The sequence below is a fragment of the Methyloterricola oryzae genome (genome assembly GCF_000934725.1).
In the GTDB taxonomy this organism is placed as follows: Bacteria; Pseudomonadota; Gammaproteobacteria; order Methylococcales; family Methylococcaceae; genus Methyloterricola; species Methyloterricola oryzae.
Window position 1 is genome coordinate 290,942 of record NZ_JYNS01000002.1, and the last position, 19,570, is coordinate 310,511.

A 19,570-nucleotide genomic window follows, 5' to 3' on the forward strand; every position below is an offset into this window, starting at 1 on the left:
CTTTCAGGTTCTGCTCAAAATCGCGTCGAGCGCCCGCTGCGGCAGCACATGGCGCAGGAAAGCAAACAGGTAGGTGGGGAAGGTCACGTAGTAGCGCGCGCGGGGGCGCTTGGCCTCCAGTGCATTGATGAGCTTGGCGACGACGGCTTCGGGGCCCAGGGTAAAGGGCACCGCGGCTCCTTCCGTCTGCAGCCGTTGTTCCATGGCGCGGTAGGTTTCCCGGTGCACGCTTGCCTCCACGTCGATGTGCTGCCGGTACATGCGCAAGGCGTTGTCCCGAAATCGGGTGAGGATGGGGCCCGGTTCGATCAGGCTGATATGCACGCCACTGCCGGCCAGTTCCAGGCGCAAGGTGTCGGTCAGGCCTTCGAGCGCATATTTGCTGGCATTGTAGGCGCCGCGGTATTTCATGGCGACGAAGCCCAGCACGGAGCTGTTCTGCACGATGCGGCCCTCGCCCTGACGGCGCATGACAGCAATTACCCTGGCAGTGAGTTCGTGGGTGCCGAACACATTGGTTTCGAATTGGGCGCGCAGGGACTCGCGCGAGAGGTCTTCGACGGCGCCAGGTTGGCCGTAGGCGCCGTTGTTGAACAAGGCGTAGAGCTTGCCGTCGCTGGCTGCCAGCACGGCCTCCAGGGCCGCTTCGATGGAGGCGGAGTCGTTCAGGTCCAACTGAATCGCCTCGAAGCCCGCGTCGCGCAGAGCTTGCACATCCTCTGTCCGCCGCGCCGTGGCGAAGACCCGGTAACCGCGGGCCTTCAGCATTTCCGCAGCGCAGCGCCCGATGCCCGACGAGCAGCCCGTGATGAGCACTGTCCTGGGTTCCAAGTGAAAGCCTCCTAATCGTGATTTGGCCGCAAGAATACCGGGCGCCGCCGGCCGAGCCAAGCAGGCCGACTTGAACTCTCCGGAACATCGGCCTTGAGACCGACGGTTTGTCTGTTCCTGATGATGAGTAGTCCCCGCTCACAAGGGGGATTTTATGCTGCTCGAACGTCTTATCCTGGGAGGAGGCCGTAAAGTGCCTCCATGACTATTGATCAGGCCCAAATGTACCCTCCAGGTATTTTGGGCCGACGCCGATGTCGGTAAGCGCCCGACCTTGGCTGACACGGCCTGTGGCCGCGCCGGGGCATCCGGGCCCCGCGTTAACCCGGCCACTAAGGGCCGGGTTAGCAACAGCGAGGAGTTCAGCATGATCAAGACCATGATTGTTTATCTTGTGCCCTTGTTTGGAATTATGCCGCTGCCCTGGTCGGTAGACGCCGGAATCCTGTCGGGCGGTCATTGGAGCGCCGCGGCCTGCGACCAGGAGCCAGTCCCGTCCGCCATCGAATCGAGCGGCGCTGAGGCTTGTAACGCCAGTCTCAAGCGGGTGCGGAAATTCGAGCAAAGGGCCCAGGCCTACATCACCTGCGTGGTGCAGGAGGCCAATGGAGACTACGAGGCCAGCGCGAAGGCGGCCAATGCGCAGCCGGCCCGATTCGAGGCGGCCTTGAGTGAGATCCAGGGCCCGGCCACGGCGATCAATGCCAGGCTCGACCGGCCATAGTGAGGAGACCGGGCCGTGAGCGGAGCGTTCAGCCAGTTGCCCTGTCCGCTCTGTTCGACTAGCGCGCCGGCATTCTTCCAGCAACGCGACCGCGTCTTTCATGAGTGTCCCGAGTGCCGTCTGATCTTCGCGGACCCGGCCAGCCATGTATCGCTCGAGCGGGAGAAGACGGAATACGATCTGCATCGGAATCATCCCGAGGATGCAGGCTACCGGCGATTCCTGTCACGGCTGGCTGAGCCTTTGATCGATCGCTTGAAGCCTGGCATGGAAGGCCTCGATTATGGCTGTGGTCCGGGCCCGGTCTTGGGACTGATGCTGCAGGAGGCGAGGATGCGTGTGGCCGCCTACGATCCGATCTATGCGCCTGATTCAAGCCATTTGTCGCGGCAGTACGACTTTTTGACCTGCACGGAAGTGGTGGAGCATTTTCGCGAACCGGCGGCCGAATGGGCAAAGATGTTGGCGCTGGTCCGGCCGGGCGGTTGGCTGGGCATCATGACGCAACCGGTGATCAGCCGCGAGCGCTTCGTCAACTGGCAATACAAGAACGATCCCACCCATGTGAGCTTCCACGCGGAGGCGAGCTTCGACTGGATCGCCCGGCAGTATGGGCTGTTGCTGGAGCGGCCGGCGCGGGATGTGTTTCTGCTGCGGAAGCGTCAGTAACCATAGGGTTCCTCGCCCTGAGCGCAGCGTGCCGGGTAGAGCTTACCGGGACCTGACCCCGCGGTTGGTCTGAGCGGGGCGGGAGAAAGAAAAACCCGCCGACCTGAAGGTGGCGGGTTCCAAAGGACGAGGCCTGCTGTTGGGGAATCAGGCCGTCACGCCGGCCTTTTCCTTGCGGCGGCCGACGATGCCCATGCCGGCCAGGGCGCTGCCGAACAGCCAGACAGCGGCGGGCACCGGCACGGCCGAGGTGGTGATGCCTAGCTTGTAGTTGTCCACCCCGGTATTCCATTTGGAGAAGTCGACGCCGCCCAAATAGATGGAGTAGATTTTGCCGGCTTCAGCCAGGAATACGAAGTCGTTGACGGCGTCAACGTTATCCGAATATTTCAGGTTGGTGAGGCCCGTTGTGCCGAACGGGTTATCCTGGTTATACGGACGTCCCGCTGCGGGATTATTCCAGGCGCCATGGTGGCTGTAGTTGCCGGTATTGGTGTCCATACCCTCGAAAACGGTGATTCCGAACCGGCTGAAGGTGGGGCTCTGGGCGCCCAAGGTTGACGGGTTCAGGTGGACGAACTGGGTCACATTGGACTGCAGCAGACCGATATCGGTCTGGTGTTTCCAACCGGTTGGGGTCACGTTGTCACGCCATGCACCGCCGCCGGTGTCGATCTCGGCGGCAGTGGTGTAGTAAGGCGAGGAGTTGTACTTGGTGGAATCGGCAGCCGAAATTTCCGCGGAGTCGCCTGCACTTCCAAGTGAAACTGCCCAGTTCAGGTGCGATGATCCGCCGTACCCGAACGGAAGAGCGCCGCCTGTCGTACCGAGCCAAGGAAGGACTGTGCCTTTGTTGCCCTGGCTCTCTGGACCGGTCGCGATAGTGTCCACATCTGCTCCGTCATAAACTCGGGTCCAGCCATCAGTGGCGGTCGTCGCGGCTGTGGTGAAAGTGTTGTACATGGTGGTGGAGGCCGCCGAAGCATCGGAGATGGCCGCGACGGATAACGCGGAGCCGGCGAGAGCCATGCTGATGGCCTTGGCCAGTTTAGTTCTATTTTTGTTCATGTATAGTTACCTTGTCACTGTGCTATGAGTGGTTGGTTTTTTTCATAGGCAGTGATGTCCGCGGCGCCCCGCTCCCGCTAAGGTGTGGTGTCGCGGTCCTCCCCATCACATGGAAGGCAGCCCGGCTGGCTTGGTGCCCAAGTCCCGTGGCTTTCCGGCCCCGCCTCGCGGCGAGTGTGGCATTGGCATCCTGCCTGCTGACGGTCCAACTTCCATCCATGGCTATAAGCCTTTATGTCCTTGTGCTTTCCCGAAGCGCAGCGTCGTGACGCCTAATGTCATAAGTGAGGAACTGAGAGCAACAGCTTACGACATGGTGCTACATAAGCATGTGCTATGCCATATTCAGCTACTGGTTTAACAATGGCTTATGAGTCTATTACTGGACGAAAGTGTGGGAAATCACTTAGTCTGTGGGATCTGGCTCAGAATGCTGGCGCCCTGAGGGTTGTTGCCGCGTTGTATTTCCGGTGCGCGCGATAAGGGAGTGACTTAGTTATAGAATGAACCGCAAGCAGGGCCTTTCTGCGACTTTGGAAGGGTGTCAAGCGTCTGGCTTGACGGCACGATTCCTGGGACGATCTAATTGCTTTCTCCCAATCGCACCATTTCTACTGATCTCATTCGGATCTCTTTATGGAGCAAATCAAGGTACTGTTCGTATGCATGGGCAATATCTGCCGCTCGCCCACGGCGGAAGGCGTTTTCCGCAAGCTGGTCGAAGATGAAGGTGTTGCCGATTTTTTTCATATCGATTCCGCAGGCACTCACGCTTACCACGTTAACAACCCACCGGACCACCGCGCCCAGAAAGCAGCTCTGGCGCGGGGAATCGACATCAGTCCTCTGCGTGCGCGCCAGGTCGCTGTGGGGGATTTTTCAAGGTTTCATCACATCCTGGTGATGGATCAGGAAAACTATGACGCACTTCGATTCATGTGTCCCAAGCCGCACACGCATAAGTTGCAGTTTTTCCTGGATTACGCGCCGGCCCTGCAGACACGCGAGGTTCCCGATCCCTATTACGGTGGTCCCCAGGGCTTTGAGCGGGTGCTGGACATGATTGAACAGGCCTCGCGGGGCTTTCTCGATCGGGTCAGGCGGGAAGGCTTCGACACGAACTGACAAATTGCCACACGCGCGAGGGATGAAGCGTATGCCTTCGGAACGGGCCTGCTGAGGTGCAGTCCGCCCTCGCGCGCCACATCCTGTTGCCTTTGCACGAGCGCCTGCTCCGCCGGCCTACGCTTGCATTCCTTAGCCAGATGCGCGCAAGCCAATGGCTGTCGCGCAACGCAATCGAAGCACTGCAGGCCGATCGTCTCAGGTCACTGCTGCAGTCCGCCCTCCATCACAGTCCGTGGCATGCGGGCCGCATCCAGGCGTCCGGAATCGATCTGGAAGCGCGGAATTTGCTCGCGGAGTTACGGCGCCTGCCGACGATGGACAAGGCCGAGGCGGCGGCCCACCGCGACGCCATGGTGTGGCACCAGGCTCCGGGCGGCGCAATTCCCTACAGCACTGGCGGCTCAAGCGGAACGCCATTGCGCTTCTATTTTGGCAAGCGGCGGCAGGCGGCGGACATGGCAAGCCGCTTCCGCGCACGTGAATGGTGGGGTCACCGCTTTGGCGAGCCGGAGTTGCTCTTGTGGGGAGCACCCATCGAACTGAGCCGCAGCGACGCGGTACGCGCGTTGCGTGACCGCAGTTTGAATCAATTGATGCTCAACGCATTCGCCATGAATGCGGCTAGCATGGACGGCTATCTGGATGCCATCGAGGCCTGGCGTCCCTCCTGCATCTACGGTTACGCCAGCAGCTTGAGCCTGTTGGCGGCCCATGTGCGCAGCCGTCGGAGAATCCTGCGCCTGCCATCGCTCAAGGTGGTCTACACGACGGGCGAAACGCTGTACCCGCACCAGCGGCAGTTGATCCGCGAGATCTTTGCCGCGCCGGTTGCCAACGAATATGGCTGCCGCGATGGGGGGCTCATCGCCATGGAGTCACCGGACGGACAGATGCTGCTCAGCAGTGAGTCGGTGATTCTGGAGATTCTGGACGCGGAGGGTCGCGAGGTGGCGGTCGGTGAGGACGGTGAGGCAGTCATCACCAATCTCTACTCGGATGTGCAGCCCTTCATCCGTTATCGCACGGGTGATCTGGTGCGCCGATCGGATGCCGGCTGTGCCAGCGGGCGTGGCCTGCATGTGCTCGGCGATGTCATGGGGCGTCGTACGGATTTCGTGGTTCGGCCGGATGGTTCATTGTTGCACGGCCTGGCACTCATCTATGTCTTGCGCGAAACCCTGGGCGTTGCCGAGTTCAAGATCATTCAGCACGCGCTGGAAGATTTCGAGGTATTGGTCCGGCCCGGCGAAGGATGGGATGCGGCCAGTCGGGTGGCGATTACCCAGGGAATTCAGGCTCGGGTGGGCGAGGCTGCGCGGGTTCGTGTCGTGTCTGTGGAGTCCATTGAGCCGGAGGCTTCCGGCAAGCATCGCTACGTGGTCAGCCATGTGGCGATGCCCCGGCAGTTTGAAATACTCTCTGCGGACTGAGTCCGGCCGGGCGGAGCGGTTCAGTCGCCCTCGGACACGGTAAGATCCATACCCGGTCGGAACTGTTTGACGACGCCTGCGCCGTTCCATTTCCTCAGATCGGCCAGGGTGACATTGAACTTCTTGGAGATAGCGGACAGGGAATCGCCCCGCTTGACTTTGTAGCGTAGCGACGGCGCTTCCTTCGCGGCCAGACTTGCCTTGGCAGTTTTGCGTGAGGGCACTTCCTTGCCGATTACCAACTGCTGCCCCCACTTGACGGGGGTCTTGGCGGACATGTGATTCATCTCGCGCAATTCGTCCACGCCAACGCCGTTCTTGCGCGCAATGGAGAACAGGGTATCGCCTTTCTGCACCGTGTAGTTCACATTCCTGTGCGGCGCCTCGACGGCGTTGCCTTTTGAGGCAATGGGCAAACGGTCGTGGATTCTCCCGCGGTAGCTCGTTGCGGTTTCTTCCTGCGTGGTCTCCCGATAACTCCGGTAACTTTTTGAACCGCCGCGCGCATGGCTGTCGATTCCCGCCTCGATCCGGCCGGAATCATCCGCTGACGGCTCGGTGGCGGCAGTAATCAAATCGTCCTGATACAGCGAGTCCTCGACATCGCTGTGGCGGCCGTGGCCAATGCCAGCCTCCACCAGTCGCGGCAGCGCCTCCTTGAAGCTGCGGTACTTGTGCGCGGGAACGTACAAGCGATAGGACCCGTGCACATCGGCCACCTTGTGCTTGAAGCCGGGGTTCAATTCCATCATCTGATCCAGCGACAGGCCGGCCTCGTCGGCAGCCAGGGCCAGATCCAGTTGCGACTTCACCACCACGGTCTTGAACAGCGCCTTGTTGGGAATTTCCCGTAGGTCGATCCCGTAGCGGTCCGCGTTGGCGAAGACTCTGGACACGGCCAGCAGGCGCGGCACGTAGGTGCGTGTCTCCCTGGGGAGGTTGAGCGACCAGAAATCCGTGGGCAAACCGCGCGCTTCGTTGCGCTGGATGGCTCTGGATACGGCGCCTTCGCCACAGTTGTAGGCGGCAATCGCGAGCAGCCAGTCGCCGCCGAAATCCATGTGGAGTTTCTTCAGGTACTTGATGGCGGCCCGCGTCGATGCGTAAACGTCTCTGCGCCCGTCATAGGAGCGGCTCTTCTTGAGCCCATAGAGCCGTCCGGTTGAAGGTATGAACTGCCAGATGCCGGCGGCGTGAGCCGGGGAGATGGCGTGCGGTTTGAAAGCGCTTTCAATCACAGGCAAAAGCGCAAGTTCCCCGGGCACCTCATGCTTCTCAACCTGCCTTACGATAGAGTACAGAAACGGCTCGGCGCGGCTCTGCACCCGTTCGATGTAATCCGGATGGTCGACAAACCAGGCCAATTCGCGGTCGATGTCCGGATGATTGACGGCGGGCAGGTCGTAGTGGTCGAACAGGCGCTCCCAAAGGTTTTCGTACTTGGACGAACCGCCGGTCTTGGTGCTCCGCGAGGATTTCTTCTTGAAGTGGAGATTGTCGGTGAATTTGCCCGACTGAGTTGACTCCGGCGGAACATTATCCGTTAAATTTGTCTCACCCTTGAGCTTGTTTGGATTGCTGGAACAGCCGGAGAGAGAAAGCGCCACAATCGATGCGCAACAGATGATGCGGGGGAGAGATTTTCGCCGACTCAATGGTGTGTTCCTCAGGACTTTCATCCGATGAGACATTGCATTAATTGATCCTACAACACAATGAACCTAAAGCAAACCCTCGCAACCCCCGCCCGTTCACGACAGCAGTTTCTCGCGTGGTATCACGCCCAAGGCCCAGGACAGTTGCTGCGGACTATTGAAGCGAGCTATCTCCTTACGGCTACCAAGCTTACGTACAATCAAAAAATATTACAAGTTGGCTGGATGGGTACGGAAAAGCACTATATCGATCACGATCTTCGGGCAAATCTCGCCATCGTGGACATCGACGGGACTGCCTCCCCAACTGCCGAGTCGGTCATGCGGGGGGATGCAGAGGCCCTGCCCGTGGCGACCGAGAGCATCGACGTGCTCGTGCTTCCGCACGTTCTGGAATTCGAGGATAATCCGCACCAGGTACTGAGCGAGGCCGTTCGTGTGCTCAAGCCGGAAGGGCTGATGATCGTCTTGGGCATCAACCCGTGGAGTCCCAAGTCAATGGCCAAGTACCTGATCTTTCGCAGCGATTTCACATTGAAAAACCGCATCGGGTGCTACCGGCTGATGGACTGGTTGACCCTGCTGAAATTGGAGTCCGAGTTTTCCGCCGGTTTCGGCCTGTCTTCCAGCCAGACCGTATTCCGTCCCGACTCGATGCTTACGCGTTCGTTGGCTCACCTGGCAACCTCCTATGCTGTCAAGGCGACCAAGCGGACCTACACCTTGATCCCGATCAGATCGGTCTGGGTCAGGCCCGCCGGTATCTTGCCGGGACAAGTCATAGACACCCCGTTGATGCGTAAATAGTCCATGTCTTCCAAAGTGATCTGTTACACCGACGGCGCCTGCAAGGGCAATCCTGGTCCGGGGGGCTGGGGCGTTTTGCTGACCTATGGGGACAAGTCAAAAGAGATTTATGGCGGGGAGGCCATAACCACCAACAACCGTATGGAACTGATGGCGGCGATCCGCGCCTTGGAAACTTTGACGCGGCCCTGTGAAATCTGCCTGGTCACGGATTCGGTCTATCTGTCCAAGGGTATTTCCGAATGGTTGCCCAACTGGATCAGGCGCGGGTGGAAAACCGCCGGCAACGAGCCTGTGAAGAACGCCGATTTGTGGCAGCGCCTCAATGGTGCCCGGACGCGACACAGGATAGAGTGGCAGTGGGTTAAAGGTCACGCAGGACATCCGGGTAACGAGCGGGCTGACGTACTGGCTAACCGTGGCGTCAGCGAAGTGCTGGCGGCCCAGAGGGGCGCGGGCGGATGAGACAGATCGTTCTGGATACGGAAACCACCGGCCTGAATCCGGAAGAAGGACATCGCGTCATTGAAATCGGCTGCGTGGAGATACTGAATCGCAGGCTGACCGGCAACCGCTTTCACGTCTACATCAACCCGGAGCGAGAAATCGACCCTGGCGCGGTGGAAGTCCATGGATTGGATAACGCCTTCCTGGCGGACAAGCCAAGGTTCGCGGATATCGCGCAGGACTTTATCGCTTTTGTAGACGGCACGGAGCTGATCATTCACAACGCCCCGTTCGACGTCGGATTCCTAAATGCGGAACTGGGGCGTCTGCCCGACCTGAAGCCGGTGACCGATCATTGCGACGTGTTGGACACCCTGGCGCTGGCGCGCAAGAAGCATCCGGGTCAGCGCAATTCCCTGGATGCCTTATGTAAGCGCTACGGGGTGGATAACAGTCAGCGCGAACTGCATGGTGCCTTGTTGGACGCCGAGATTCTCGCAGACGTCTATCTCGCCATGACGGGCGGACAGGCGGTCCTGCTGCTGGAAGGTGATGCCGACAATCCCGGCGATGCACGGCTTTCGACAGGAGCCGGGTTGGTCCGCCCGGCTCGGAGAGCTGCGCGGCTTCCGCTACCTGTCCATCATTGTCAGGCGCATGAGCTGGAGGCACATGAAAGACGCCTCGACGCTATCGACAAAGCGAGCGGGGGACGCTGTTTCTGGCGGATGGAATCCCCATCGTGAGTCGTGGCTTTGCACATGCGGCGATGGATGAAGCCTTGGGCCGTTGACGGCATGCGCACAGCTGTGGTGTCATTTCGCGAGATTCATGGCTCAACGGCGTGGCGTGGCTCCATGCCGTCTGGGTGATTTCCCCCATTCTTGATGCAACGCCCTGGTAGCTCAATCGGTAGAGCGGCTCATTTGTAATGAGAAGGTTGCGGGTTCAATTCCTGTCCGGGGCTCCATAAATTCAAAGGCTTGCAGCGATGCAGGCCTTTTTTGCACTTGGCTGGGCCGATTACGTGGACAGTGCCGTGCAACCGGCTTAGATGCAGAGCTCTGTCTCAGGTTCCAAATTGCGGAATCGCTGGACCCTTGTGTGATGAAAGCAGTTCATTTCAACACGCGAGTGGCTTATTTCAACCTGAGGCAAGCAAATCCGGGCCTTTCGAGCTCAGTTGTTTTTTTGAAATCAATAGGCTGTAGAAGTCGCGGCCGTGGCGCGCATTTTGCTTTACCCATACGGCACACTGACTGTGCGTGGTTAAACCAAGCGTCTTGGCCGGGGACCAAATTTCCCCTATTTGGGAGCCGGCCCCTTTTTGTCGTCTGTTTTTAAGGCAGACCGCTTCGGGACGATTAACCGAGCGGGCAGCGTCGAACGTGAGCCTGCCTCACAGCATCCAACCGGCCAGCAATATGATGACGCTGGGGAAAAGGGTGGCCGCGCCCCACCAAGCGCCAGACAGCAAAGCAATGAGGCTGATCGCGCTCAAAACGGTACCCGTTGCTTGAATTTTGCCTTTCAACTGGTGAATCGCTGCCTGCTTCCGGGTGTCAGACCTTTGGTCTTCAGTGACGGTTTTTGACATGCCTGGTGCCTCGTTAGTGCGGTTTGTTCTAGCCGTAAAGCAGTGGGGCCGCGGCGCGCGTCCACCCCTGTTCACCGACCGGCAAAGCTGGTTTGGGATGCACGAAACGGATGACTACGGTATTTCTGGCGATAATCCGAGCCTGGCCAAGTCCCTTACGAGACCGGCGCACTCGCCCTGATCGAGTGGAAGGAGCGGCGGTCGCACGCTCTGCCAACTGTCTGCTCCGGGCTGTGAGGCCAACAAAGCTTTCATAACCGATACGAACGCATACGGCTGCAAAAGTTCCATCAGTCGGCATATCGCTGTCCGGTCCGCCGGGTCGACCTCTGGCGCCAGAAGCCGGGCAATCAGTTCAGGCCAAAGGTTGGCCATGCCGCAGATCGTGCCCGCGCATCCTCGCTTCATCAGTTCCGGCAGATGTGGCTCATGCCCGGCCAGTATCGCGAGATCTGGGAATGTCTTGATCAGTTCCAGTGTGTGTTCCAGATCGGCGCCGCTGTCCTTCACGCCCGCGATGACTGGCTGAAATGCTCCGGCAAGGCGGGCCGCGGCGCGCAACGGGATCGGTACGCCCGAAAGCTGCGGAATATGATACAGATAGAGGCGCAGCCGCTGATCGTTCACTGTCTCAATCAAGCTCGCGTAGTAGCGAAACACCGCATCGTCCGACCATGCTTTCCAGAAAAATGCAGGAATCACAAGACAGCGTGAACAGCCGCATTCCAGAGCGTGGCGTGTCAGCGCAACGGTGTCCTCCAGAGCGGTGCAGCCGGTGGCCACGACGATGCGGGATGGTTCCAGGCCGGCCGATAAAAGCTGCTCGAGAGCTTGAGCACGTGCTCGCACGGAGAACGACGGACCTTCGCCGGTGGTGCCAAAGAGCGTAACGCCCTGAACACCCCGCGCCAGCAGGTCGCGAATATGCGACTCGAAGGCTGGGCAATCGATTTGCCCAGAAGAAGACAGAGGAGTCAGGCTAGCACACCACAATCCGCGAACCACCGCAGGCACCTGTCGAGCAAAACGGGGCTACGACAATAGCAAAGCCTTAGCCGGCGCGTCATCAGCAGCGATGTGAATCTCACTGCAGTAAGCAGCGCGCGTAGCGTCCCCTTGGTTGGCGATGGTATCGATGGAGCTGACGCGCGCTCGCGGCGTTCTCAAGCCGGCAGTGCGATGCGTTCCATCAGCGAGGGCTTGATTTGTGCTAGCCAGGTTTCGATACGGCCGTCGGTGAGCATCCCTTGCGTGCGTTGGTCTATTACCAGGCCCACGAAACGGCCGTCCACTATGGACGGGGAATGTTCGAAGGCATAGCCCTCGGTGCTCCAACTCCCCACCATTTCGGCGCCCATGCCTTGGAAGGTTTCGTAAACTCGGATCAAAGACGCGGCGAATCGCTCGGAATAACGCTCCTGGGCGCCCAAGCCAAACAGCGCGACACGCTTGCCCGAGAAATCCGCGGACCCAGCGCCGGCCAGAAACTCCTCCCAGTTTGCTTCCAGACACCCGGCGCTACGGCCCGGAATGTCGCCGACTCCGTAGCTCGGTGTTCCGAGGATCAGCGCGTCATAGCGCAGCATCTCAGGCAGTGTGATGCGGTTGACGTTAACGGGCTTGTCAGCGATTTCATCGCCGAGCAATTTGTGAATTTTCTTGGCGACCAGACGGGTTGTGCCGGTCTCCGTCCCAAAAAAGATGCCGATCTTTTGCATGATCCGTTTCCGATGGTGGCTAGATTTGCGAAATTGAAAGCGCCTTGAGCGATGCCGCCGAGGGTCTGCGCGACTGTCTCAAGGCTCCTCGTCGATTCCGTATTCCTTGAGCGCCTGCTGCACGATCTCGCTGCAACGCAGGAGGCCAAGGTAATCTTGTTTGCGCAGGGTCAAGGTTTCGTTCTCCGCGCAGGGCGCCGCCTTGGGGCTCAAGGCTTGTACCGCATCGAACACGGCCCGTTCGAGTTGGAAGATCCGCTCGCTGGCACGTTCAAGATAGGGAAGCGGATTTTCCTTGATGTTGTGCTCATGCTGGGCGTCCAGCGCCAGGAGTTCACGAAATCGTCTGACGGTCTCGCGCGGTTTCTTTCCGAAATCTCGTTCAATGACGGTCATGGTTTGTCACCCGAATGAAACGGCCGCCAGGCCGCGGAAATCTGGAAGCAGACAAGCAGCATTGATGCCTGGTCGCGTCAGTGGCCCCTAGACGCGTTTGGCCAAGTGCTCCGTCCGACGGGGCCTGTACTCAATTACAGTGTGTTACAAATTCAGTTGACGCCGTCGCCTCAGGGCATAGGGCAGGCGACAGGCGGGCGAGCGTGGTGCATGTCTGACAAGGGAGGGGTATTGCAGCTCATATTGTTACTTATCGGACGCGCTCGGTGCGCCTTTTCGAACACGAGATTCATGGGTCTTCTGGGTGATGTGGTGATGGGATGCCGAATGAAGTCAACACCTCCTATTCCTCATGGTCTCTAAACTGGTGCGATCGATACGCGCTTCAGCGCCATCAGAGCGTTCCCGTCAGGGTGAAGCCAATCTGGCCGGCGAATTGCTTGCTGTGACGTAAGCGACGCTTGGCTTTAAACTCCGAACGCTTCGAAGCCCGTCCCGAACCTTCTGATTAAGAAGTGATCATGAAACAACGCGTCCGCTATGTCGATATTGCCAAAGGAATGAGCATCACCCTGGTGGCCTTGGGCCACAGCACAATCATCGACGATGTGGATGTGGATACCGTCAACCGCATGCTGGGGACGGTCAGGATGCCGTTCTTCTTTTTCCTTTCCGGTTTGTTCTTCAATTTCTCGCGCGGCTTCCTCACCACGCTGGTTCAGAAGACCGACCAGTTGCTCAAGCCTTACTTTGTCACGCTGTGTCTGGCGCTGACCTGGCATTGGTGGATTAACGGGGCGAATGTGTCCGCAGAGATTGTCGGAGCGCTTTACGGCGTAGGCAGGACGATTCCGCCTCCCTGGATTCCCTTGTGGTATTTGCCGCACCTCTGGCTCTTGTTCCTGTCGGCATGGTCGATGGCGCGGTGCACCGACTACCCAAATCGGTCGCCGTTCTTCCAGGCAGGAATGGTGTGCCTTCTCTATGCGGCGGGCGTTTTCCTGCTACCCGAATTCCGCTTCATCAAGATTGAAGTTAGAGATGACAGTCTGTTCACGCCGGGCCTGCCTTTCAGCCTAGACCTGGTGCCGGTTAGCGCGGCCTATTTTCTTTTAGGCGTGGGTGCTCGCGGCCTTGTTGGAAGGTTCCGGCCTCGTGTCAGCGCTGTCGTTCTATGCACGGCAGTTGTCTTCATGGCGGGTGATTACGCCCATCCCAAATTGAACCTGAATCTGCGGTTGATCGAACAGCCGATCCTGACCGGGCTGACTTCGCTCGCGGGCATCTATCTGGCCGTTTGCATCGCCTACCTGTTTGACCGCACGGAGTGGGTCGCACGGACATTCTCTAAAATCGGGGAGAAGAGCCTCTTTGTGCTGATCTTCCATTCATGTCTGTACCTTAGGTCCGTTGCGGTCCTGAATCGGTTTGATCTGGGTTGGGCTGAGCCTCTCTGTGCCCTCGTGGCCTGCATTCTGGGAAGTGTTCTGCTGGGTGAACTCATTCAACGGATTCCCGTGTTATCCAAGCTTTACTACCCGATTCGGGGTAAGGGATGGATCGGGACGCAAAAAAAGGCTTACGTTGCGGGATGATCTGACCAGGCCAGCACCGCGTCCTGCGGGCCAGACGCCGGTATCGGGCTGTGAGACCATGAACACTGGGGGAATTGCACATGCGAGATGAAGAACACCGCGCCAGGCTTGCGGCCAATCCGTTTCCGGAGAGCCCCTGGGTGAGGGTGACGGAGGAGGGTATCATCATCAAGGCCGGCTACAGCGACGCGCTGCACCGCATGCTGCGCTGGGTGCCAAAAGTCGAGTGGGTGCCGCAAAAACGTCACTGGCAGGTGCCTTTGGCCGGCGCGGAGTTGATCCGCTCCGTGCTGCCGGAGATCAGTCGCCTTGCCGAGGCCACTCATGAGGAGAGCATTGAATCCCGCGCTGGTCAGGACGGGTACGGTTCGACTGGGTTGGCACCTCTGAAAACCCAATTTTCGGCAGGCGCCGAGGCGGAGTGGCAGGCGAACGCTTCAGCGCGCGACCTGTTTCGCGATTCGGCCCGATTGCTTTACGGTACCGACTGGCAGCGCGATACCGCGCGCGCCTTGGGGCGCGACGAAGCCAACCTGGCATGCTGGCTGGTAGGCGAGGCGGTGCAAGAGGATGATCCCCTGGTGCTCCTGCAGGAGATGCTTGCCCTTATGCGACAGCGCGCCGCGACCGTCACGGCGGCGGCGGACGAACTCGAAGCACTTCTGTCTGGCGAGGCGGGTAAGGACCTGGCGCCGTGACCTCAGGCGGGCTGCATCTCGTCCGGGTTGGCGATGAACTCCAAGCTCGTAAGCTCGGCGAACACCTCGTTGGGTATGGTTTGCTCGAACTGGTTTTCGTACCAGAACCGGCTGTAGGGCAGGAACAAGGGACCATGCTGCAGTTCAAGCAATAGCTTGTCGCCGGCGTACAAGGCATAGCCGACACCGGTATTGACGCCGATGCTGCTCCAATCGTCGCCGAATGCCTCGAATTGCACGATCAGTTTTGAAAAGGCGCGTCCTGCTTCCGCCGTCTTGATCGCCGTGGCCCTGATATTCTGGTAGCGGCGGGCAATGGCCCCTGTGTCCAGAGTTTGCATGAACTCCTGCAGCTTGCCTTTTTTTACTTGGGTCTCGGCGTCCAGTGGCGCGCCGAGAGGATTGAGTCCGGTGGTCTTGGCGGGCGCCAGTGCGATTGTTGCGACGCTCTTGATCAGGCTGGTCATGGCATATCATCGTCTGTGGGGCGAAGCGCGCAGCGCGCCAGGGCCGGGTTGAAAGGGCACGCCCGCGTCATGTGCCGGGCGAGGATATGTTAGTCAAGTAAGTCGGCTTGAGATTACCCATTAGGACAAGTGGCTGAGTCGAGTCCAGCCCCGCGGGATCGGTTTTCCGCTGAGGGCGGCGGTTTCCGGCCGTGTGGTAATAGGCGCTTTTTCAGCGAAAACACCCCCAATGTCGCACAGCGGAATGACTCGGTCTTCGTGAGCCTCGGGACTCGCGGCTACCAGGCCGCGCACCACGATGACGCCCGCAGCCAAATCACCGCGCGCGATGATGTCATGGGGCCAGAAGCCTCGGATCACGCTGCCGTCACGGAGCATGACCTGAGTGGGGACCTTCTGGTCGATCAGACGTATCAAGGTTTCGACGTAGTTCAAGGGACTTCTGCGTGGTTGGAGTGCTGTTGCATTCAATTCCGCGTGATCTGGAAGGGATTATGACCTGCCGCCGCGGCTGAATGATAGGGCTCAAGGCCGGAAATCGGGCCATTTGCGGGGCAGTAGTGTGTTTCCCAATCGGGACAGGCCTTCGGTGAAAGGAGCCATGCCGATGGCGCGGACCCTTATGGCAAGATGGCGGCCGCGCTTTTGCAAGCGCCTACAACTGCGATTTCTGGCTGATCCAGGCCTGATTGGATTGGGGTTGAGATGCGGCCAAAACATCCAGCAAAGCGGCTGGTTCGCTGTGCGCCAACAGCAGGTTGTAGTTCTCCTTCGACAGAAAGCCCTCGCTGACCGCGCGGTCGCAAAGGGCTAGCAGGGGATGAAAATAGCCGGCCACATTCAGCAGCCCGATGGGTTTCTGGTGGAAGCCGAGTTGCGCCCAAGTCAGAATTTCGAACAATTCCTCGAAGGTGCCCAGTCCGCCGGGGAGTGCGATGAAACCATCGGCCAGTTCCGCCATGCGTGCCTTGCGGGCGTGCATGGACGCCACGATTTCGAGGCGGTTAAGGCCGGAATGCTCCACGGCCTGGCCGTCGACCTCGCGGCCCACCAATGACTCCGGAATCACGCCGACCACACGGCCGCCGGCATTCAGGCAGGCATCCGCTACGATGCCCATGAGGCCGATGTTGCCCCCGCCATACACCAGCTGCAAACCCCTTTCAGCCAGCAGGCGCCCGAGCTGTTCTGCCATGGCTGGATAATCGGTCCGGTTGCCTTTGCGTGAACCGCAGAAAACGCAGATGCTGCGCAACCCCCGGGGATCTGGGGTGCCTTCGGTGTCAGTACGCTCGGTCTGATTACTCATCCGCCTGCCGGTCTATTTCCTGCTGTTGTTGTTCCGCAGCCCGTCCAAGGTCGGCCTCCACACCCTTGGCTTTTTCGATCGATGCATTGGCGCTCTCGTAAAGTTCCCGATGTTTGGCCTTGGTCTCCGCTTCCTTGTCTGAACAGCCCATCACTATCGCTGCAATGACGAGCAGCGCGCTGATCAAGCTTGTAGTCATACGAGCCTCCCCGCGCAGTCGCTGCGCAATGTTGCGGTCTGTGACGGCGCGAGATTACGCCGGTAAAGCATCGGGCGCCAGCCGTATCTCAGGGGTCAGGTCATGTCCGGAGGGAGAGCTTTGGGAAAGAATAAGCGGACGCGCAGGCCTTTGCCGCCTTCCCCCTCGTCCAAAGCGAGCTGCGCGCCGCAGGTCTGCGCGATTCGGCTGACGATGGACAAGCCCAGGCCGGAGCCGATTTCGCCGCTACCAGCTATTCGGTAGAAGCGTTCGAGCGCCCGTGCCCGATCTTCGTCGGGAATGCCGGGGCCGTCATCGCAGACCTCGAGAAGGGTTCCATCGGCGCCGCTGCTCAGCCTGACCAGGACATGTCCCCCAGAATGGCCGTAACGGATGGCGTTGTCCACCAGGTTGCGGATGAGGATGCGCAGCCAGGTTTCATTTCCGCTCACCATCAGGGACGGCGGGCCTTCAAGTTCCAATTGCACGCCGCGCTCGTGGCTCACAGGGACCATGTCGGCGAGAACTTCGCTGGCCAGCCGTACCAGATCGCAGGGCGCCTCGGACTCGATGCGGCTGGCGCTATCGGCCCGGGCCAGGGTCAGCAACTGATCGACCAGATGGGTGCCGCGCCGGCAGGCTTCCAGCACCTTGTTTATAGCGTGCTCCCGTTCAGCCGGAGCGGTGGCGCCTTGGGCCACCTGCGCCTGCACGGTGATGGCTGCCATCGGAGTCCGCAGTTCATGGGCGGCGTCCGCCGTGAAGCGGCGCTCCTTTTCCAGGGATTGCCCGATGCGCTCAAAAAGCTGGTTGAGCTGCACCACCAGTGGGCGCACCTCGCGCGGTGCAGATGCCGCCCTGACTGGCTGCAGCCGGATCGGGTCCATGTCGGCAACCTGTTTTGCAAGCAGGTCAAGGGGCTTGAGCCCGTTGCGAATCGCCATCAAAAGGGCCATGGCCAGAAGGGGCAACGCTATCGCCACGGGGGCCAGAAGACGCTCGGTGATTTCCAAGCTCACCCGCTGCCGCGCCGACACTGGTTCACCCACCTGCACCAGGGCTTGGTTTGCCCCAGCCCAGGTGCTGAAGACCCGCCAATCCTGACCGTCCACCGGGTTGGTCGTGAATCCCGACGTGGCGGGTGACAGGCGCCGGTTCGGGGCTGATGAAGACCGCACGCGCAGGCGGGTGCCGCGTTCCCAGACCTGAAAGGCCACGCGGCGGCCGTAGCGGTGCAACTGCCGTACATGTTCCAGTTCGATTTCATCCCTGTCATCTTCCTCCGTGAGCTGTGCGGCGAGCAGTTCCGCCGTCTGCTCCAGATTGGCGTCCATCAGTTCCTCCAGCTGGCGGCGCGACTCGAAGTAGCCGCTAGCGGCCAGCGCGCTCCAGACCAACGCCGTGGCGAAGAGGACGCCTGCGAGGAGCCGCGCTCTGAGCGAGAGACCTGCCTTCACGCCTGGTCCTTGGGCAGCATGTATCCGATGCCGCGCAGGGTGACAATGAGCTCGGGAGCCAGCTTGCGCCGCAAGTGGTGGATATGGACCTCGATGGCGTTGGATTCGATCTCTTCGCCCCAGGCATAGAGCCGGGTGCTGAGCTGCTCTCGGGACAGGACCCGGCCGGGCTCGCGGGCCAACTCATGCAGCAGGGCGAATTCACGGGCCGACAGTTCCACGGCTTGGCCGCGGAACTCGACGGCATGTGTCTGCGGGTTCAGGCAGAGGGTTCCGACCCGAATTTCCGGCGACGCCTGCCCGACGGCGCGCCTGAGCAATGCCCTGAGGCGCGCCGCCAGTTCACCGAGGTCGCAGGGTTTGACCAGGTAATCGTCCGCGCCCGCATCCAGCCCGGCAATGCGGTCTTCCACGGCGTCGCGGGCGGTCAGGATCAGCACCGGCACGGCGTTTCCGGCGCTCCGCAGGTGGCGCAGCAGATCCAGCCCGGAAAGCCGGGGTAATCCTAGATCCAGCACCACCGCCGCAAAGGGCTCGGCCTCCAGGGCGAGGCGCGCCGCGATTCCGTCCCGAACCCAGTCGACAGCGAAAGCCGCCTGTTTCAAGCCGGCCTGCAAGCCATCGCCCAGCAGGGTGTCATCTTCCACCAGGAGGATTCTCATCAGACAGGCCGGTCGGCGGGGTCAATCGTCATCGTCATCGCCGGAATCGACTTGGTCGGACATGCTGCCTTGAAGCAGTCCGCCCGGTCCGATTTGGTCCACCGGCGCCCAGGTCCACAGTGCCGCCATGGCGGCGATCAACAGCGCGCCGACTATCGGATAGGTGCGGCCGATGCCGTTCCCGGCTTCGCCTGGCTTGCGTCCGGTGATCATTGCCTTGATCAGGTTCTCCTGATGTATCCAACTGCTCGCCAGCACGCCGAGCACATGCACGATAACGACGGCCAGCATGGCGTTTGCGGCCACTTCGTGCACTTCCTCCAGCCACTCGGGGCCCAGTTCCTCGTACACCAGCCAGCCAGTCAGGGAACTGATGAGGCCCAGTCCGATCAGCAGGATGATGGCGAGGGCGCCGGCCGGGTTGTGGCCCAAGTGCCGTTGCGGCCGTCCGGAAAGAAGTGATTTTAGATATTCCTTGATGGCAGCGGGCCCCTTCAGGAAATCACCGAAGCGCGCATAGCGGGAACCCAGGAAGCCCCACGCGATCCGGAAGCAGAGCAGCCCTGCCACCATGTAGCCCAGCAGGACATGCAGATCGCGCCAGCGCTCGCTGTCGCCCGTGATGAACAGTCCGGTGAAGCTGGCAACCAGGGACCAGTGGAATATACGGGTGGGAAAGTCCCAGACTATGACGGTATTCATGGAAATTTACT

At 60.2% G+C, this 19,570-nt stretch carries 23 protein-coding genes, 1 tRNA gene and 1 riboswitch; of the genes, 10 read left to right on the plus strand and 14 right to left on the minus strand.

Annotation, left to right across the window (positions count from 1 at the left end; all coding sequences use genetic code 11):
* Positions 1–3: 3 nt before the first annotated feature.
* On the minus strand, positions 4–831 hold the full coding sequence (locus EK23_RS05040; RefSeq protein ID WP_200892092.1) for an SDR family oxidoreductase: 828 nt from the start codon (positions 829–831) through the stop codon (positions 4–6).
* 367 nt (positions 832–1,198) lie between these two features.
* Here EK23_RS05040 and EK23_RS05045 point away from each other — a divergent pair, with 367 nt between their 5' ends.
* Together EK23_RS05045 and EK23_RS05050 are read left to right on the plus strand one after the other, a co-directional pair.
* The gene (locus tag EK23_RS05045) at positions 1,199–1,555 is read left to right on the plus strand and encodes a hypothetical protein (protein WP_045224203.1); all 357 of its coding nucleotides are present in this window, start codon (positions 1,199–1,201) and stop codon (positions 1,553–1,555) included.
* Positions 1,556–1,570: 15 nt separating this feature from the next.
* A complete protein-coding gene (locus EK23_RS05050; RefSeq protein WP_200892093.1) occupies positions 1,571–2,224 on the plus strand; it encodes a class I SAM-dependent methyltransferase in 654 nt (217 codons plus the stop codon).
* Positions 2,225–2,371: 147 nt separating this feature from the next.
* Here the strand turns inward: EK23_RS05050 and EK23_RS21505 are convergent, their stop codons facing one another.
* Positions 2,372–3,292, minus strand: a complete 921-nt coding sequence (locus EK23_RS21505; RefSeq protein WP_052807939.1) for a VPLPA-CTERM sorting domain-containing protein — start codon at positions 3,290–3,292, stop codon at positions 2,372–2,374.
* Positions 3,293–3,404: 112 nt separating this feature from the next.
* Positions 3,405–3,483, minus strand: a riboswitch (cyclic di-GMP riboswitch).
* A gap of 445 nt (positions 3,484–3,928) precedes the next feature.
* Between EK23_RS21505 and EK23_RS05065 the strand changes: the two genes are divergently transcribed.
* Both EK23_RS05065 and EK23_RS05070 read left to right on the plus strand, forming a co-directional pair.
* Positions 3,929–4,417 (plus strand): low molecular weight protein-tyrosine-phosphatase, encoded by a 489-nt coding sequence (locus tag EK23_RS05065; protein ID WP_045224206.1) that lies wholly within the window; start codon positions 3,929–3,931, stop codon positions 4,415–4,417.
* A gap of 56 nt (positions 4,418–4,473) precedes the next feature.
* The gene (locus EK23_RS05070) at positions 4,474–5,850 is read left to right on the plus strand and encodes a phenylacetate--CoA ligase family protein (protein WP_045224207.1); all 1,377 of its coding nucleotides are present in this window, start codon (positions 4,474–4,476) and stop codon (positions 5,848–5,850) included.
* Positions 5,851–5,870: 20 nt separating this feature from the next.
* On the opposite strand, the gene EK23_RS05075 is transcribed toward EK23_RS05070, so the two are convergent.
* The gene (locus EK23_RS05075) at positions 5,871–7,457 is read right to left on the minus strand and encodes a transglycosylase SLT domain-containing protein (protein WP_052807940.1); all 1,587 of its coding nucleotides are present in this window, start codon (positions 7,455–7,457) and stop codon (positions 5,871–5,873) included.
* A 108-nt stretch (positions 7,458–7,565) separates the two neighbouring features.
* On the opposite strand from EK23_RS05075, the gene EK23_RS05080 reads away from it, so the two are divergent.
* The 4 genes from EK23_RS05080 to EK23_RS05095 all read left to right on the plus strand — a co-directional run bounded on the left by EK23_RS05080 (position 7,566) and on the right by EK23_RS05095 (position 9,729).
* Positions 7,566–8,312: a class I SAM-dependent methyltransferase gene (locus EK23_RS05080; protein WP_082053953.1), complete on the plus strand. Its 747-nt coding sequence runs from the start codon at positions 7,566–7,568 to the stop codon at positions 8,310–8,312.
* A 3-nt stretch (positions 8,313–8,315) separates the two neighbouring features.
* Entirely contained in the window at positions 8,316–8,777 is a 462-nt protein-coding gene (rnhA, locus tag EK23_RS05085; RefSeq protein WP_045224210.1) for a ribonuclease HI, read from the plus strand.
* Entirely contained in the window at positions 8,774–9,505 is a 732-nt protein-coding gene (gene dnaQ / locus EK23_RS05090; protein ID WP_045224211.1) for a DNA polymerase III subunit epsilon, read from the plus strand. Before rnhA ends, dnaQ begins: the two co-directional genes overlap by 4 nt.
* 148 nt (positions 9,506–9,653) lie before the next feature.
* A tRNA-Thr gene (locus EK23_RS05095) sits at positions 9,654–9,729 on the plus strand.
* Between the two features lie 429 nt (positions 9,730–10,158).
* On the opposite strand, the gene EK23_RS05100 is transcribed toward EK23_RS05095, so the two are convergent.
* The 4 genes from EK23_RS05100 to EK23_RS05115 form a co-directional block, all read right to left on the minus strand.
* Positions 10,159–10,356, minus strand: a complete 198-nt coding sequence (locus EK23_RS05100) for a hypothetical protein (RefSeq protein ID WP_045224212.1) — start codon at positions 10,354–10,356, stop codon at positions 10,159–10,161.
* Between the two features lie 114 nt (positions 10,357–10,470).
* Positions 10,471–11,361: a dihydrodipicolinate synthase family protein gene (locus EK23_RS05105; RefSeq protein ID WP_158002447.1), complete on the minus strand. Its 891-nt coding sequence runs from the start codon at positions 11,359–11,361 to the stop codon at positions 10,471–10,473.
* A 158-nt stretch (positions 11,362–11,519) separates the two neighbouring features.
* Entirely contained in the window at positions 11,520–12,074 is a 555-nt protein-coding gene (locus EK23_RS05110) for a flavodoxin (RefSeq protein WP_045224214.1), read from the minus strand.
* Between the two features lie 78 nt (positions 12,075–12,152).
* Positions 12,153–12,470, minus strand: a complete 318-nt coding sequence (locus tag EK23_RS05115) for a hypothetical protein (protein ID WP_045224215.1) — start codon at positions 12,468–12,470, stop codon at positions 12,153–12,155.
* A 521-nt stretch (positions 12,471–12,991) separates the two neighbouring features.
* Between EK23_RS05115 and EK23_RS05120 the strand changes: the two genes are divergently transcribed.
* Together EK23_RS05120 and EK23_RS05125 are read left to right on the plus strand one after the other, a co-directional pair.
* Positions 12,992–14,065 (plus strand): acyltransferase family protein, encoded by a 1,074-nt coding sequence (locus tag EK23_RS05120; protein ID WP_145998560.1) that lies wholly within the window; start codon positions 12,992–12,994, stop codon positions 14,063–14,065.
* An 80-nt stretch (positions 14,066–14,145) separates the two neighbouring features.
* Positions 14,146–14,763, plus strand: coding sequence for a hypothetical protein (locus EK23_RS05125; protein WP_045224217.1), 618 nt, complete (start codon positions 14,146–14,148; stop codon positions 14,761–14,763).
* 2 nt (positions 14,764–14,765) lie between these two features.
* Here the strand turns inward: EK23_RS05125 and EK23_RS05130 are convergent, their stop codons facing one another.
* The 7 genes from EK23_RS05130 to EK23_RS05160 form a co-directional block, all read right to left on the minus strand.
* Positions 14,766–15,230, minus strand: a complete 465-nt coding sequence (locus EK23_RS05130) for a hypothetical protein (RefSeq protein ID WP_045224218.1) — start codon at positions 15,228–15,230, stop codon at positions 14,766–14,768.
* A gap of 120 nt (positions 15,231–15,350) precedes the next feature.
* Positions 15,351–15,665, minus strand: coding sequence for a hypothetical protein (locus EK23_RS05135; RefSeq protein WP_045224219.1), 315 nt, complete (start codon positions 15,663–15,665; stop codon positions 15,351–15,353).
* A gap of 220 nt (positions 15,666–15,885) precedes the next feature.
* A complete protein-coding gene (locus tag EK23_RS05140) occupies positions 15,886–16,539 on the minus strand; it encodes an LOG family protein (RefSeq protein ID WP_045224220.1) in 654 nt (217 codons plus the stop codon).
* The gene (locus tag EK23_RS05145; RefSeq protein WP_145998561.1) at positions 16,532–16,726 is read right to left on the minus strand and encodes a hypothetical protein; all 195 of its coding nucleotides are present in this window, start codon (positions 16,724–16,726) and stop codon (positions 16,532–16,534) included. Before EK23_RS05145 ends, EK23_RS05140 begins: the two co-directional genes overlap by 8 nt.
* A 107-nt stretch (positions 16,727–16,833) precedes the next feature.
* The gene (locus tag EK23_RS05150; protein WP_045224222.1) at positions 16,834–18,195 is read right to left on the minus strand and encodes an ATP-binding protein; all 1,362 of its coding nucleotides are present in this window, start codon (positions 18,193–18,195) and stop codon (positions 16,834–16,836) included.
* A complete protein-coding gene (locus tag EK23_RS05155) occupies positions 18,192–18,857 on the minus strand; it encodes a response regulator (protein WP_045224223.1) in 666 nt (221 codons plus the stop codon). Before EK23_RS05155 ends, EK23_RS05150 begins: the two co-directional genes overlap by 4 nt.
* Positions 18,858–18,878: 21 nt before the next feature.
* Entirely contained in the window at positions 18,879–19,559 is a 681-nt protein-coding gene (locus tag EK23_RS05160; RefSeq protein ID WP_045224224.1) for a cytochrome b/b6 domain-containing protein, read from the minus strand.
* Positions 19,560–19,570: the final 11 nt, after the last annotated feature.

What these genes read in the sequence shown, in the direction of transcription:
- EK23_RS05080 (WP_082053953.1), top strand. Translation starts at nt 7,566, where the DNA reads ATGAACCTAAAGCAAACCCTCGCAACCCCCGCCCGTTCACGACAGCAG.
- EK23_RS05155 (WP_045224223.1), bottom strand. Translation starts at nt 18,857, where the DNA reads ATGAGAATCCTCCTGGTGGAAGATGACACCCTGCTGGGCGATGGCTTG.
- EK23_RS05100 (WP_045224212.1), bottom strand. Translation starts at nt 10,356, where the DNA reads ATGTCAAAAACCGTCACTGAAGACCAAAGGTCTGACACCCGGAAGCAG.
- dnaQ (WP_045224211.1), top strand. Translation starts at nt 8,774, where the DNA reads ATGAGACAGATCGTTCTGGATACGGAAACCACCGGCCTGAATCCGGAA.
- EK23_RS05120 (WP_145998560.1), top strand. Translation starts at nt 12,992, where the DNA reads ATGAAACAACGCGTCCGCTATGTCGATATTGCCAAAGGAATGAGCATC.
- EK23_RS05110 (WP_045224214.1), bottom strand. Translation starts at nt 12,074, where the DNA reads ATGCAAAAGATCGGCATCTTTTTTGGGACGGAGACCGGCACAACCCGT.
- EK23_RS05140 (WP_045224220.1), bottom strand. Translation starts at nt 16,539, where the DNA reads ATGAGTAATCAGACCGAGCGTACTGACACCGAAGGCACCCCAGATCCC.
- EK23_RS05130 (WP_045224218.1), bottom strand. Translation starts at nt 15,230, where the DNA reads ATGACCAGCCTGATCAAGAGCGTCGCAACAATCGCACTGGCGCCCGCC.
- EK23_RS21505 (WP_052807939.1), bottom strand. Translation starts at nt 3,292, where the DNA reads ATGAACAAAAATAGAACTAAACTGGCCAAGGCCATCAGCATGGCTCTC.
- rnhA (WP_045224210.1), top strand. Translation starts at nt 8,316, where the DNA reads ATGTCTTCCAAAGTGATCTGTTACACCGACGGCGCCTGCAAGGGCAAT.
- EK23_RS05115 (WP_045224215.1), bottom strand. Translation starts at nt 12,470, where the DNA reads ATGACCGTCATTGAACGAGATTTCGGAAAGAAACCGCGCGAGACCGTC.
- EK23_RS05125 (WP_045224217.1), top strand. Translation starts at nt 14,146, where the DNA reads ATGCGAGATGAAGAACACCGCGCCAGGCTTGCGGCCAATCCGTTTCCG.
- EK23_RS05045 (WP_045224203.1), top strand. Translation starts at nt 1,199, where the DNA reads ATGATCAAGACCATGATTGTTTATCTTGTGCCCTTGTTTGGAATTATG.
- EK23_RS05065 (WP_045224206.1), top strand. Translation starts at nt 3,929, where the DNA reads ATGGAGCAAATCAAGGTACTGTTCGTATGCATGGGCAATATCTGCCGC.
- EK23_RS05160 (WP_045224224.1), bottom strand. Translation starts at nt 19,559, where the DNA reads ATGAATACCGTCATAGTCTGGGACTTTCCCACCCGTATATTCCACTGG.